This is a genomic window from Enterovibrio calviensis DSM 14347 (assembly GCF_000621165.1).
Classification (GTDB): domain Bacteria; phylum Pseudomonadota; class Gammaproteobacteria; order Enterobacterales; family Vibrionaceae; genus Enterovibrio; species Enterovibrio calviensis.
In genome coordinates this window covers 200,227-213,262 of sequence record NZ_JHZA01000009.1, presented here as the reverse complement: position 1 = coordinate 213,262, position 13,036 = coordinate 200,227, and the positions used below count along the sequence as shown (strand labels likewise).

The following is a 13,036-nucleotide window of genomic DNA, read 5'->3' as shown; positions in this document are numbered from 1 at the left end:
CAGAGTTAGTTCTTATCTTGTTTGGTTTGTGGTTGTAAAACCGTTGTCACTCGGCTGCTTTCATCACTTTCTGCAACGAGAAGCTGTTTCTCAATGTTGTAGGTGATCTTCTGACCTTCAACCTGATTCCCGCCTTCTTGGGTCAATACCGCTTTATTTGTCATGGTCAAAAAGCTTTTGATGGTTTCGTAGCGAAGATCAAACGCTTCACCGTTGATCTTTTTGCCGTCATCCATGGTCTGCTCAAACGTCGCAGGTTTGCCATACGCGTCGATGATCTCTGCGCCTTCTTCGCCCGAAGGTCGAGTGACAACCACTTTATCTGCGTTTAGGCGAATTGAGCCCTGACGTAGGTAGACATTCCCCGTAAAAATAACCGTATTGGTGGTCATGTCGAGATTTTGCGAGTCAGAATCAATGTAAATAGGCTGCTCAGCGTCTGTTGACAAAGCTAGTGCGTTACTTGAAACCAGCATTAGCAAGATGGCAAAGAATTTAGTTCGTTTTTGTTTCATACCTGCTCTTCACTTGTTCAATCAGTTCCATCTGATGGGAGCCAAAATTGCCTTTTGCCCTGAGGCCTCGAGTTTGTAATCCCGTTCCTGTGATTTCAGTCTCTGTGTCTGACCAGAAATCACGAGACGAAAGATCGAGGGTAAGTTTCTCAGTAGTGACAACTTTAATTTGTGCATCTGGCAACAGGTTAAAGATCCTTACACGACCTGTCATCACCAGAATATGGTTATTCTCAAGAATGGCGAACTCAGAACTCATACGCCATTCTTCTTCTGTGCCGTTACTATAGGTCCATAGTACGGGTTCATTGAAGTGGGTTTCGTCTAGTTGTTGATAATGCTCGAGATGTGTTGAATCCAATGTGTAGCTGCGAATACCTTGTTCTGTATAGGATGTCGATTTGACGTTCTCTGCAGTGAACAGGGGTTTTTCCGCATCAGGTGTAATTTGTACTTCATCTTGCCAGTAGTGCTGGTTGAGCAGGTAATAGCCTGCATAACCGCACACAGCAAGCAAGATCACCACACCTAAACGTTGCAGTGTCATATGCTAAGCCCTTTGTGCGCATCGAGTTCACCACGCGCCTCAAGAATCAGATCACAGACCTCTCGCACTGCGCCATAGCCACCTGGTGTGCGCGTTACCCAACTTGCACGTTGTGCAAGTAGTGGATGACCATCTTGAACGCAAAAGGATACACCGACTTGAGACATGACCGCCCAATCAATGAGATCGTCACCAATATACGCGGTGTGTTCCGCAGGGATGCCCAATTTCGCCACAAGGTCTTGGTAAGCCGACGCTTTATCGTCTTGACCTTGATAGATGTGATTGATGCCAAGCGCTGACATTCTTCGCTCAACGATAGCGGATTTACGCCCAGTGATGATGGCAATTTCGACACCGGCCGCCATCAGCGACTTAATGCCATAGCCATCACGAGTGTGGAAAGCTTTTAGTTCTTCGCCATCATTACCCATGTAGATGCGACCATCAGAGAACACGCCATCTACATCGCAGATAAGCAGTTTCACCGATGCCGATCGCTCGACAATCTCAGTAGGAACTGGGCCATATAGCGTTTCAGTTTGCATTACATAACACCTGCTTTAAGAAGATCATGCATGTTGAGTGCACCGATAAGACGTGAATCTTCTGTGACCAGTAGTCCGTTGATTTTTCTTTCTTCCATTTGCTTTAGCCCTTCGGCCGCGAGCAAGTCCGCACTGACGGACGTTGGGTTCTTGCCCATGACATCGCCAATTAGGGTGGTGTGTAGATCAAGGCGCTGGTCGAGTAGGCGACGCAAATCACCGTCTGTGAAGATACCGCTCAAGGTACCATCATGCTCGACGATGGCTGCCATACCTAGTCCTTTCGCTGAGATCTCTAGCAATGCGTCTCGAACAGTGTCATCAGGTGAGACAACTGGCAGCTTATCGCCTGAATGCATGACATCGGAAATGCGCAGTAGTAATTTTCGTCCTAACGCGCCACCTGGATGGGATAGTGCAAAATCATCAGCGGTGAAGCCCTTGGCCTGCATGAGAGCGATAGCTAGCGCATCACCCATGACCAGTGTGGCTGTTGTACTTGATGTAGGTGCAAGTCCGATAGGGCAAGCTTCTTTTGGCACTTTGATACACAGATTAACCTGCGCTAGACGTGCCATGGTCGATGATGGGTTGCCTGTCATGGTGATCAGCGTGATCCCGCGGCGTTTGACTACGGGAAGTAAGGTGATGATTTCAGACGCTTCACCTGAGTTTGAAATGGCCAAGACCACATCGCCTTTCTCGATCATCCCTAAATCACCGTGACTGGCTTCTCCGGGGTGAACAAAAAACGACGGCGTGCCCGTGCTAGCCAGCGTCGCCGCAATCTTATTACCAATGTGACCCGATTTCCCCATCCCCATCACCACGACCTTTCCGGTCGCTTGCTGGATGAGTTGGCATGCTTGCTCGAAATCTTGGTTGATGTATTGCTCAAGCTGAGCAATCGCATCAAGTTCAATGTTTAACGTTGTAATGCCGGCCTGGCGAAAATCAAAGTCAGTCATAGATAATCCGATCAGGATGCGATGTTAGTGAATAGAAAGCCTTGGTAGCCCACAAAGCAGACTAGCAGTGCAATACCTTCCCAGCGCTTGATGGTTCGGTTTCGACCCGCAGCAAACAAGAAAAGCAGAACAGATAACGCAAGCATGACATAGAAATCGCGACTCATCGCCAAAGGATTCAGGCTTGATGGTGCAAGCAGTGCGGGAATGCCCATGACGGCCAAAATATTGAAGATGTTTGAGCCGATAATGTTACCGACCGCTAAATCGTCTTCACCTTTCAAAACACCCGCAACGGATGCCGCGAGTTCAGGAAGGCTTGTGCCAATGGCCACAATCGTAAGGCCGATAACTAAGTCGCTCATGCCGAAGGATTTGGCAATTGTTACGGCGGAACCAACGACCATGTCTGCACTGAAAATCAGAAGCACCAAGCCAATGACGACCCAAATGGCTGCAGACATATTACTGACGCCTTTAGGAATTTCAGCTTCTTGCTCGTTTAGCATCGGGTCTTCGTTGTCACTCTCTTTACCAAACTTCATCATAATGAGGAGGAAGAGGACAAATAGAACCACTAACGTAATGCCTTCATAGAAGCCAAGGTAATTGTCCCACAGCATTGCGCCAGCAATAACGGTAACGCCCATCATCAGTGGGAGTTCGCGACGAAGAATTCCTGAACTTATCGCAAGCGGTTTGATCAGCGCAGTGACACCCAAGATAAGTGCAATGTTAGCAATGTTTGAACCGAGCACGTTACCTACAGCGGTGTCAGTTTTGCCGCTCAACGCAGCGGTTGCCGATACCACCATTTCTGGGGCTGAACTACCCATCGCTAGAATGGTCATACCGATAACAAGCGGTGAGATCCCAACATTACGAGCTAGAGCGGCAGCACCGTAGACAAGTCGGTCGGCACTCCATACCAACAAACACAAGCCAACGACGAGAATGGCGGTCGCTTCAAACATTTTATTACCTTTGATAGAGATACAGCGGAAGAATCAAAAAAGTAATTTTGACTGCTAATTGAGTAAATGTGAAGGGAAACGGCATGATAGTTGCGACTGGTTTATGACTTGAGAGGATAGTGAAGAAGAATACGTGGTTCTATTAAGCTACTGTAGATCACAAAAACGGTTGAAAATGCGTTCCAAATCACGCGTTTGGTGCTGGAATTATCTACCCTAACTGGTTGAGTGATCTCTGTTCAATAAGGTGCATATATAAGAAGACAAAGGCTATCAAGGAAATTGACAGTTTTCTTACTGAGAAATTGCAAATGAATACTGTTCAATTGCTTGTTTTGCACTTTCGATCCCCTTATGATCCACCGTTTAACATTCAAGGACGTTAATATCAAAGGCCATCGATGACAAAAAATAATCTGGTTGAAATCAATAGCCTGAGTTTCTCTCGCGGAGAGCGCTTGATATTTGATGACGTGAGCTTGACGGTTCCTGTTGGCAAAGTGACCGCCATCATGGGGCCATCGGGAATTGGAAAAACTACGTTACTGCGTTTGATTGGCGGCCAACTGCCACCTGATAGCGGTACTATCGAGTTTGCTGGACACAATATTCCCACCCTTTCTCGCAGCAAACTGTATGACGTGCGCAAACGCATGAGTATGCTTTTTCAGTCGGGTGCACTGTTCACCGACATGACGGTGTTTGATAATGTTGCCTTTCCTTTGCGCGAGCACACCGAATTATCTGAAGCCTTAATCAAAACCATTGTGCTATTGAAACTTGAAGCTGTTGGCTTGCGTGGTGCTGCTGATTTGATGCCAAGCAGCTTATCCGGTGGCATGGCGAGAAGAGCCGCTTTAGCAAGAGCGATTGCGCTTGATCCCGAGCTGATTATGTTTGATGAGCCGTTTGTGGGGCAGGACCCGATCACTATGGGTGTATTGGTATCCTTGATTCGAAACCTCAACCAAGCATTAGGACTGACCGCCATCGTTGTTTCTCACGATGTGCCGGAAGTAATGAGCATCGCTGATCACGTTTATCTGCTGACCGATGGCAAGATCATTGCGTCAGGTTCTCCTCAATCACTGCGTGACAATCCTGATCCTAGAGTCAGTCAATTTCTTAAAGGAGATGCCGATGGCCCTGTGCCATTTAGGTATCCAGCCCAAGACATCACACAGGAGTTATTTTCGTGATTGTTAACCTAGTTCAAGACCTGGGTGCGCGTACGATGGCGGTGTCGCGAACAATGGGTCGCGCCACCTTCGTGTTATTGGGTGCGTTGATTGGCAAGCCACAGCCCAAAAAAATGTTTCCATTGCTCGTTACCCAGCTTTATTCCGTTGGCGTACGTTCGCTTGCGATCATCATGGTTTCGGGCTTGTTTATTGGCATGGTGCTGAGTTTACAAGGCTACTTAGTGCTTGCTGATTTTGGCGCTGAGAGTTCCCTAGGCCAAATGGTTGCGTTGTCTCTACTACGTGAACTTGGTCCTGTGGTCACGGCACTGTTATTTGCGGGCCGAGCAGGTTCTGCGTTAACCGCTGAAATTGGGTTGATGAAAACCACTGAGCAACTGTCGAGTCTGGAAATGATGGCGGTTGACCCACTGCGTCGAGTGGTTGCACCGCGCTTTTGGGCTGGCGTGATCTCCATGCCGCTTCTGACCATGATTTTTATGATTGTCGGGATTTGGGGTGGTCAACTCGTTGGGGTTGATTGGAAAGGGATTGATTACGGAAGCTACTGGTCTGTGATGCAGTCATCGGTCGAACTGGGTTATGACATTGGGCAGTCATTTATTAAGAGTTTGGTGTTTGCCATTACTGTTACCTGGATTGCCTTATTCAATGGCTACGATGCTATCCCCACGTCAGAAGGGATCAGCCGAGCAACAACACGTACTGTCGTGCATTCGTCTTTAGCAGTGTTGGGATTGGATTTTATCCTCACAGCACTGATGTTTGGGAGCTAACTAAATGCAACAAAATCGAAAAACAGAATTCTGGGTTGGCACGTTTGTCATTGTTGGGCTCGTTGCGGTTCTACTGTTGATCTTCCAAGTGGCCGATGTGAAGAGTTTCTCTCGCACCGATCATTATCGTCTGGAGGCACAGTTCGAGAATATTGGCGGATTGAAAGTTCGCTCGCCAGTGAAAGTCGGGGGCGTGGTTGTCGGTCGTGTTACTAGTATCAACTTGACTGTGCCTGATTACGTGCCGTCGGTCATTATGGAAATCGACCGTCAATACGGATACTTCCCTGAAACCAGTTCGGCCTCCATTTTGACATCCGGTTTACTGGGAGAGCAGTACATTGGTATCCGTCCTGGCTTTATTGATGAGGACATTGAGTTGCTGCAAGACGGTGATTTATTAGAAGACACACGTTCAGCAATGGTCTTAGAAGATCTGATTGGTCAATTCCTGTATAGCGTTGGGGATTCGAAGGAGTAATCAAGTATGAAAAAATGGATCACAGCGGTGCTAGCGGTTGTCAGTATGATGGCGACGAGTGCCGTGATGGCGCGAACAATTGATGCCACTAATCCTTACACCTTGATCGACGGTGTGGCTGACAATGCGTTCAGCCGCTTGAAAGATGATAAAGACGCGTATCAGGCAAATCCTGAACTGTTGCGTGATGTCGTCAAAGAAGAGTTAATGCCGTATATCAATGTGCGCTACGCTGCGTTGAATGTACTTGGGCCGCAAGCCAAAAAGGCGAGCAAAGAAGAACGTGATTTATTCACCGAAGCATTTTATGACTACTTGGTGATGTCTTATGCACAAATCCTGACGCAATACACCGATCAGGAAGTGACAGTAGAGCAGCCAAAGGATATCGCTAAAAACCGTTCAGTTGTCTCGGTGCGTGTGGATATTGTCGATAAATCCCGACCACCTATTCGCTTAGATTTTAAATTGCGTAAAAATCGCAAAACTAAGGAATGGCAGGGTTTTGATGTTCAGGTTGAAGGTGTCAGCATGCTGAACACGAAAGCGAGTGAATGGAGCGGTCAATTGCGCAAGAACGGGGTAGAAGCCGTAGCTCAAGAATTGATTGAGCGTTCGAAAGCGCCGATCACCAAAGAAGAGAGCGAATCGTGAGCGAACAGCTTGCGTTTGAAAAGCGCATAAATGGCGATTACTGCTTGTCAGGGGAGCTTGATCGTGACACAGTTCCTCCATTTTGGAGCCGGCGCGCAGAATGGCTGCCAAGCGACTCTCATGTCACCTTGGATTTGTCTTTGGTCAAGCGCGTAGATTCGGCCGGAATGGCAATGTTGTTGCATTTGCAGCAACAGCTCAAAGTGAATCAGCAAACGCTGATACTCAGTAATACACCTTCACAATTGAAGGTGTTGTTACAACTGAGCAATGTGGAAAGTCTTTTTACTGATGATACCTCATCGGTTCGCGGGGAATAATTGTGGAACCAACAGAAATTAAAGCGCTGCTTGAAGAAGCCTTGTCCTTGGACGAAATTCACGTCAAAGGCGATGGAAGTCACTTTGAAGTAGTTGCTGTCGGTGACATCTTTGACGGTATGTCACGCGTCAAAAAACAACAAACCATCTACGGGCCTTTGATGGAGCAGATTAGAACAAACGCTATCCATGCTCTTAGCATCAAAGCGATGACCCCTGCTGAGTGGGCTCGCGACAAGAAACTGATGCAACCGCTATAAGTTCACGAGGAACAGCATGCAAAAATTCCGTGTTCACGGTGGTGGCCCACTTCGTGGTGAAGTCACAATATCTGGTGCCAAAAACGCCGCATTACCTATTTTATTTGCTGCACTATTGGCGGAAGAGCCAGTAGAAGTTGCCAATGTCCCAAAATTGCGCGATATCGACACCTCTATGGAGTTGCTTTCTCGCTTGGGCGCAAAAGTATCGCGTAATGGCTCTGTTCATGTAGATGCGAGCAATATTACTGAATACTGCGCACCTTATGACCTAGTAAAAACCATGCGTGCATCGATTTGGGCGTTGGGTCCGTTAGTTGCTCGTTTCGGTAAAGGTGAAGTGTCATTGCCAGGTGGTTGTGCGATTGGTGCACGTCCTGTCGATTTACACATTCATGGACTTGAGCAACTCGGCGCGACAATCACGCTTGATGAAGGCTATGTGAAAGCTCACGTTGATGGTCGCCTCAAAGGTGCGCACATTGTGATGGATAAAGTGAGCGTAGGTGCCACGGTAACCATCATGTGTGCTGCAACGCTAGCGGAAGGCACGACAGTCATAGAAAATGCTGCACGAGAGCCTGAAATCGTTGATTGTGCGAAATTCCTCAACATGCTGGGTGCGAAAATCACTGGTGCTGGCACTGACGCAATTACCATTGAAGGTGTTGAACGTCTAGGTGGTGGCTATCATGAAGTTGTTGCCGATCGCATTGAAACGGGCACGTTCTTAGTTGGTGCTGCGGTTTCTGGCGGTAAGATCCTATGCCGCAATACGTCTCCTAAGTTACTTGAAGCTGTATTGGCGAAATTGGAAGAAGCTGGCGCGCTGGTGGAATCTGGCGATGACTGGATCTCACTCGACATGACAGATCGCGAGCTTAAAGCCGTTAATATTCGTACCGCGCCTCACCCTGGTTTTCCGACCGACATGCAAGCGCAGTTTACGCTGTTGAACTTGATGGCTAAAGGAACGGGTATTATCACGGAAACGATTTTTGAAAATCGTTTTATGCATGTGCCTGAATTGCAACGTATGGGCGCACACGCAGAGATTGAAGGCAACACAGTGATCTGTGGCGATTGTGACGGCTTAAGTGGTGCTCAAGTTATGGCTACTGATCTGCGCGCTTCTGCTAGCCTTGTGATTGCCGGTGCCATCGCTAACGGCGAAACGGTTGTTGATCGTATCTATCATATCGATCGTGGCTACGAACATATTGAAGATAAGCTTCAAAAGTTGGGCGTACAAATCGAGCGTTTTAGCGATTAAACCCATTTGAGGTTTGTAGTAGGCTAAACGACAAAAGGTCACCGAGAGGTGACCTTTTTGCATTATCGCAATTCCGTATTGTCGTTACTTAAGGCGAGAACCTCAAAGCGTCGGTTCTTCACCAATGGTGACAATGAGCTCCATAGGCTGACCTTCTCTGATCACTTTGAATGGCACTTTCGATCCTGGACGATTGTCGGCAACGACATCGAGTGCGCTGCGGAAACTGCCTATAGGCTGATTATCAATTTCAATGATCAAGTCATTGACCCTGAGACCAGAGCGATCAGCGGGGCCATTAGGCTCAGTGCTGGCCACTAACACGCCACGTAATTGCTCCGCATCTAGCAACCTTGCCATCACGGGATTAACCTCACGTCCTTCCACCCCGATATAACCGCGGATCACTCGTCCATCAGCAATCAGTTTTTGCATCACTTTGACGGTCAGCGAATAAGGAATGGCGAAGGAGATTCCATAGGTGTCGGTGTCTGTGGCTTGTTGGAAAGAGGCGGTATTAATTCCGACTAACTCTCCGCGACTATTGACCAAGGCACCACCAGAGTTTCCTTTGTTAATCGCGGCATCTGTTTGAAGAAAATCTTGCTGACGATTAAAGCTCATGCCTGGGCGGCCCGTCGCAGAGATAATGCCAAATGTGGTGGTTTGTCCGAGGTTGTAAGGGTTACCAATCGCCAGCACCACATCGCCGACCGCTGGGTCATAACTTTCGTTAAATGGAATGACGGGTAAGCTGTCGAGATCGATTTTCACCACGGCAAGATCGGTACGTTGATCTTTGCCAACAAGCTGCGCTGTGCTAATTCGACCATCTTGGAGAGCGACAATAATTTGGTCTGCACGTGCAACAACATGGTAGTTAGTGACGATATAACCCTTGTCACTCATGATCACGCCGGAGCCTAGTCCCTCGGCATTGAGCTGGAGTCGGTTCTCATTGCTATAGCGACGAGTATAAATATTAACAACGGCAGGGGAGGCACGACGGACGGCGTAATTGTAGGAGAGTAACGAGGCCTCAGGTTCAAACTGGGCAAGGGTTGCGTCAGTGACCAATTGGCCGGTTCGCAATGAAGGAAGTGTTAGCAGTAAAACGGCGGCCACTACGATACCGTAAACCACAGAACGTGCCCAAAAAGCTAGCATGCCACTCCTCAAAATCGCCACTATTCAAAACGACGAGCATACCATTGAAATGTGGACAAGAGTAGAGATTGACGATGCGTTAACATGGAGCCTGATAACATCAGGCTCCTGTTTTATGACGACTAAATTAGCGAATAACGAGGTACATGCTCGCGCCATCACGAATAACATTCAAAGCAAGAACACTAGGTTTGCTTTCGAGTTGCTTGCGGAAATCACCAAGATTTTTCACTTTGTCGCGATTCAGTCCAACAATCACATCACCCACTTTGAGTCCATAGCGAGCAGCCACTGAGTCTTTCTCTACGCTTGCAACACGCACGCCACTGAGCTTACCTTCAGAGAAATTCTCTAGGCGGGCTCCTTTTAAAGCTTCATGCAGTGTTTCAGCATTGGCTTTTGCGAGCGTTGCTTCTTTAAGCTCAGCAGTGACAGTTTGATCTTTTCCGTCACGGATAATACCGAGTTTTACTTTTTTGCCAGCACCGAGAGTCGCCACTTTTGCGCGTAACTCGCCAAAGGTACGAATATCTTTGCCGTTGACCGAAACGATAATGTCGCCCGCTTCTAACCCTGCTTTTTCTGCTGCAGAGTCAGGAATGACTTGGCTGACAAAGGCACCATGATTGGTTTCATAACCAAACGCTTCAGCCAGTTCAGAAGTCAGCTCTCCACCTTGCACCCCAAGCACGCCACGTTTAACTTCACCGAACTCGAGAATCTGTTCAGCAAGGTTTTTGACCATGTTAACGGGGATAGCGAAACCAATACCGACGTTTCCGCCATTCGGGCCGAGAATCGCTGTATTGATACCGATGAGTTCACCATTGAGGTTGACCAAGGCACCACCAGAGTTGCCGCTGTTTATTGCTGCGTCGGTTTGGATGAAGTTCTCAAAGTTTTCAAGATTTAGGCCGCTGCGGCCTAGCGCAGAAATGATCCCCGAGGTGACGGTTTGTCCTAGCCCGAAAGGGTTACCAATCGCGATAGCGAAATCGCCCACGCGCAGGCCGTCGGAGTCAGAAAAAGTTATTTCAGTGAGATTCTCTGCCTTTTCTAGTTTCAGTAACGCCACGTCTGACATGCTATCGCTGCCAATTAGTTCGGCATCGTATTCGCGTCCATCATGGAGTTGAACCAGAATTTTATTGGCGCCATCGATCACATGGTGATTGGTGATGATGTAGCCTTTACTTGCATCAATAATGACACCCGATCCCAGTCCGCGAAAAGGTCTCTCACGGGTTTGTTCTGCGTCGAATTCAGGGCCAAAGAAGAAGCGGAAAGATTCAGGGATGCGTTGTTTTGATACATGGCTACCTTCTACCGAAATACTGACAACAGCAGGGCTGACAGTTTCAAGCATAGGCGCGAGGCTGGGTAGAGTCTCACCAGCAACGGCAGCGGGTAGTGCAGCCGTGGCTGGTAAGGTTGTGAACGTCGTACTGAGCGCTAACGAAAGCGCACTTAATGTAAGCAAAGATTTTTTTTTCATATACACACTCCCCTCAATAGGTACGTTTTAAGAGTGGGGGTGGTTCAAAAAAGTTCAATGCTCTGAGTGAGTAAATCTGTGATCTACTTAGCTCGCCTTGCTCGTTTTCTCTGCATCTTTGAGCAAGCCTGATGCGCCGTCAGAGTAGTCTCTAGGTGGACCTTGCGCCGTGTCATTGTCTTCGGTGACTTCTGACAGTTTGCTAATACGCTTTGCAAATGGATTATCTTGATCCGGCAAGTTCGGCATTAGTTCTGAAGACGTCGTCGCCATGTGTTGGTACAGCTTACTGTAGTCGCGTGAAATGTTGTCGAGCAGTTCAGCACTTTGCGCAAAGTGGTCAACTAGCTCCTGGCGATACTGTTCCAGCTCATAGCGAGATTTATCGAGTTCTTTTTTCAAATCTTTTTGTTGCGTGTTTTCGCGCATGGTCAAACGGGCGATGATGAAGCCAATGACAACGCCGATGATCACAAAAACAAGTGTATTGATCCAAGCCATAAGTGCTCCTTAACTTTTTATAACAGGTTGGACTTAAAGCAATTCTCTCCGTCATGCGGTGAGTAATTAGGAAATGGCATACCCCTTAATGCTCTAGTTTTACTATACATGGCAAAAGTTACGCGTGGTACTATTGATTTTGAGAACAACTTTATTGTCACTTGCATACGTTAGGTTCAGGGAATGACACCTTTAGAACAATACAAAAATGATTTACTGCGCCCAGATTTTTATGAAGATGCATCTCAGAAGCATGCAGTGATGATGCTTGATGATTTGTATCATCGTCTGATAAAGCGCGCCAATACGCCCACATCAAAGCCAAGTTTCTTAACGTCTTTTTTCAAAAAGGCAGAGCCAGTTTCCCGACCTGAGAAGGGGCTATATTTCTGGGGAGGTGTAGGTCGAGGGAAGACTTATCTTGTTGATACTTTCTTTGAAAGTCTGCCATTTGAAAAAAAAATCCGCATGCACTTTCACCGCTTTATGCATCGCATCCATGATGAACTCAAAGCGCTTGATGGTCAGCAAGATCCTTTGCTGAAGGTGGCGGATAAGTTGGCCGACGAAGCACACATCTTATGTTTCGATGAATTCTTTGTCTCTGACATTACCGATGCCATGATACTTGGCACCTTAATGGAAGCATTGTTTGACCGTGGAATTTGTTTGGTCGCAACGTCGAACATCGTGCCGGATGAACTCTATCGAAATGGTTTGCAGCGCGCGCGCTTCCTTCCTGCTATCGCGTTGATTAATCAACATTGTGATGTTGTTAATGTTGATGCGGGTACGGATTATCGGCTTCGAACTTTGGAGCAAGCAGAAATCTACCACTATCCGCTAGACGATTCCGCCAACTCGAATTTGAAAGACTACTTTTACCAGTTGGCGACAGAGCCTTGTTTTGAGGCACGTGACATTGAAATCAATCATCGGAATTTGCATGCGATCCGCGAAGCAGAAGGGGTGGTGCAGTTTGATTTCTCCACTTTGTGTGACAGCCCGAGAAGTCAGTCTGACTATATTGAGTTAGCTCGCCTGTACCACACAGTGCTTTTGGCGAATGTGCCGCAAATGGATGCGTCAAAAGATGATGCAGCAAGGCGATTTATCGCAATGGTTGATGAATTTTACGAAAGACATGTAAAACTTATCATTTCTGCCGAAGCACCCCTGCAATCACTGTATGTCGATGGGAGGCTAACTTTTGAATTTAAGCGCTGTTGTTCGCGTTTGAAGGAGATGCAAAGCCATGATTATTTGGCGTTAGAGCACCTCCCGTAACGATACCTCGTTTAATGACGGAATTTTTCTGGCAAGTTAAGAGAAAAAGTCGCGACTTTTTTTTAAAA

General features: G+C 47.4%; 16 protein-coding genes. 8 read left to right on the top strand and 8 right to left on the bottom strand.

The features are described from left to right. Window positions 1-5 precede the first annotated feature (5 nt). From lptA to Q365_RS0109485, 5 genes are read right to left on the bottom strand one after another with little or no spacing between them, the layout of a single operon-like run. Window positions 6-515: a lipopolysaccharide transport periplasmic protein LptA gene (gene lptA, locus Q365_RS0109505; protein WP_028023127.1), complete on the bottom strand. Its 510-nt coding sequence runs from the start codon at window positions 513-515 to the stop codon at window positions 6-8. Continuing rightward, the gene (lptC, locus tag Q365_RS0109500) at window positions 496-1,062 is read right to left on the bottom strand and encodes an LPS export ABC transporter periplasmic protein LptC (protein ID WP_028023126.1); all 567 of its coding nucleotides are present in this window, start codon (window positions 1,060-1,062) and stop codon (window positions 496-498) included. Before lptC ends, lptA begins: the two co-directional genes overlap by 20 nt. After that, on the bottom strand, window positions 1,059-1,610 hold the full coding sequence (kdsC, locus tag Q365_RS0109495) for a 3-deoxy-manno-octulosonate-8-phosphatase KdsC (RefSeq protein WP_028023125.1): 552 nt from the start codon (window positions 1,608-1,610) through the stop codon (window positions 1,059-1,061). The genes lptC and kdsC overlap by 4 nt, the downstream gene beginning before the upstream one ends. Then, window positions 1,610-2,578 carry a KpsF/GutQ family sugar-phosphate isomerase gene (locus Q365_RS0109490; protein WP_028023124.1) on the bottom strand — a complete coding sequence of 323 codons (969 nt, stop codon included), beginning with the start codon at window positions 2,576-2,578 and terminating at the stop codon, window positions 1,610-1,612. Before Q365_RS0109490 ends, kdsC begins: the two co-directional genes overlap by 1 nt. 11 nt (window positions 2,579-2,589) lie before the next feature. After that, a complete protein-coding gene (locus tag Q365_RS0109485; RefSeq protein WP_028023123.1) occupies window positions 2,590-3,552 on the bottom strand; it encodes a calcium/sodium antiporter in 963 nt (320 codons plus the stop codon). A gap of 401 nt (window positions 3,553-3,953) precedes the next feature. On the opposite strand from Q365_RS0109485, the gene mlaF reads away from it, so the two are divergent. Genes mlaF through murA form a run of 7 tightly spaced genes read left to right on the top strand, consistent with a single transcriptional unit; the run spans window position 3,954 to window position 8,518 of the window. After that, complete coding sequence (mlaF, locus tag Q365_RS0109480; RefSeq protein WP_028023122.1) at window positions 3,954-4,751, top strand: phospholipid ABC transporter ATP-binding protein MlaF; 798 nt, start codon at window positions 3,954-3,956, stop codon at window positions 4,749-4,751. Beyond that, window positions 4,748-5,530, top strand: coding sequence for a lipid asymmetry maintenance ABC transporter permease subunit MlaE (gene mlaE / locus Q365_RS0109475; RefSeq protein ID WP_028023121.1), 783 nt, complete (start codon window positions 4,748-4,750; stop codon window positions 5,528-5,530). The genes mlaF and mlaE overlap by 4 nt, the downstream gene beginning before the upstream one ends. A 4-nt stretch (window positions 5,531-5,534) precedes the next feature. Further along, window positions 5,535-6,011 carry an outer membrane lipid asymmetry maintenance protein MlaD gene (gene mlaD / locus Q365_RS0109470; RefSeq protein WP_028023120.1) on the top strand — a complete coding sequence of 159 codons (477 nt, stop codon included), beginning with the start codon at window positions 5,535-5,537 and terminating at the stop codon, window positions 6,009-6,011. Between the two features lie 6 nt (window positions 6,012-6,017). After that, entirely contained in the window at window positions 6,018-6,665 is a 648-nt protein-coding gene (gene mlaC, locus Q365_RS0109465; protein ID WP_028023119.1) for a phospholipid-binding protein MlaC, read from the top strand. Next, window positions 6,662-6,985, top strand: coding sequence for an STAS domain-containing protein (locus Q365_RS0109460; protein WP_028023118.1), 324 nt, complete (start codon window positions 6,662-6,664; stop codon window positions 6,983-6,985). The genes mlaC and Q365_RS0109460 overlap by 4 nt, the downstream gene beginning before the upstream one ends. Before the next feature lie 2 nt (window positions 6,986-6,987). After that, window positions 6,988-7,245 (top strand): BolA family iron metabolism protein IbaG, encoded by a 258-nt coding sequence (ibaG, locus tag Q365_RS0109455; protein WP_035024730.1) that lies wholly within the window; start codon window positions 6,988-6,990, stop codon window positions 7,243-7,245. 16 nt (window positions 7,246-7,261) lie between these two features. Then, the gene (murA, locus tag Q365_RS0109450) at window positions 7,262-8,518 is read left to right on the top strand and encodes a UDP-N-acetylglucosamine 1-carboxyvinyltransferase (protein ID WP_028023116.1); all 1,257 of its coding nucleotides are present in this window, start codon (window positions 7,262-7,264) and stop codon (window positions 8,516-8,518) included. 102 nt (window positions 8,519-8,620) lie between these two features. On the opposite strand, the gene degS is transcribed toward murA, so the two are convergent. The 3 genes from degS to zapG form a co-directional block, all read right to left on the bottom strand. Further along, a complete protein-coding gene (gene degS, locus Q365_RS0109445; RefSeq protein WP_028023115.1) occupies window positions 8,621-9,685 on the bottom strand; it encodes an outer membrane-stress sensor serine endopeptidase DegS in 1,065 nt (354 codons plus the stop codon). 127 nt (window positions 9,686-9,812) lie between these two features. Continuing rightward, a complete protein-coding gene (locus Q365_RS0109440) occupies window positions 9,813-11,180 on the bottom strand; it encodes a Do family serine endopeptidase (protein WP_028023114.1) in 1,368 nt (455 codons plus the stop codon). A gap of 87 nt (window positions 11,181-11,267) precedes the next feature. Continuing rightward, a complete protein-coding gene (gene zapG, locus Q365_RS0109435) occupies window positions 11,268-11,681 on the bottom strand; it encodes a Z-ring associated protein ZapG (protein WP_028023113.1) in 414 nt (137 codons plus the stop codon). Window positions 11,682-11,864: 183 nt separating this feature from the next. Here zapG and zapE point away from each other — a divergent pair, with 183 nt between their 5' ends. Next, entirely contained in the window at window positions 11,865-12,968 is a 1,104-nt protein-coding gene (gene zapE, locus Q365_RS0109430) for a cell division protein ZapE (protein WP_028023112.1), read from the top strand. Window positions 12,969-13,036 lie beyond the last annotated feature (68 nt).

Bases quoted from the DNA above. Each gene is read 5' to 3' on its own strand.
- mlaC (WP_028023119.1), top strand. From the start codon at position 6,018: ATGAAAAAATGGATCACAGCGGTGCTAGCGGTTGTCAGTATGATGGCG.
- lptA (WP_028023127.1), bottom strand. From the start codon at position 515: ATGAAACAAAAACGAACTAAATTCTTTGCCATCTTGCTAATGCTGGTT.
- kdsC (WP_028023125.1), bottom strand. From the start codon at position 1,610: ATGCAAACTGAAACGCTATATGGCCCAGTTCCTACTGAGATTGTCGAG.
- lptC (WP_028023126.1), bottom strand. From the start codon at position 1,062: ATGACACTGCAACGTTTAGGTGTGGTGATCTTGCTTGCTGTGTGCGGT.
- mlaD (WP_028023120.1), top strand. From the start codon at position 5,535: ATGCAACAAAATCGAAAAACAGAATTCTGGGTTGGCACGTTTGTCATT.
- Q365_RS0109490 (WP_028023124.1), bottom strand. From the start codon at position 2,578: ATGACTGACTTTGATTTTCGCCAGGCCGGCATTACAACGTTAAACATT.
- degS (WP_028023115.1), bottom strand. From the start codon at position 9,685: ATGCTAGCTTTTTGGGCACGTTCTGTGGTTTACGGTATCGTAGTGGCC.
- zapE (WP_028023112.1), top strand. From the start codon at position 11,865: ATGACACCTTTAGAACAATACAAAAATGATTTACTGCGCCCAGATTTT.
- murA (WP_028023116.1), top strand. From the start codon at position 7,262: ATGCAAAAATTCCGTGTTCACGGTGGTGGCCCACTTCGTGGTGAAGTC.
- Q365_RS0109485 (WP_028023123.1), bottom strand. From the start codon at position 3,552: ATGTTTGAAGCGACCGCCATTCTCGTCGTTGGCTTGTGTTTGTTGGTA.
- zapG (WP_028023113.1), bottom strand. From the start codon at position 11,681: ATGGCTTGGATCAATACACTTGTTTTTGTGATCATCGGCGTTGTCATT.
- mlaF (WP_028023122.1), top strand. From the start codon at position 3,954: ATGACAAAAAATAATCTGGTTGAAATCAATAGCCTGAGTTTCTCTCGC.
- Q365_RS0109440 (WP_028023114.1), bottom strand. From the start codon at position 11,180: ATGAAAAAAAAATCTTTGCTTACATTAAGTGCGCTTTCGTTAGCGCTC.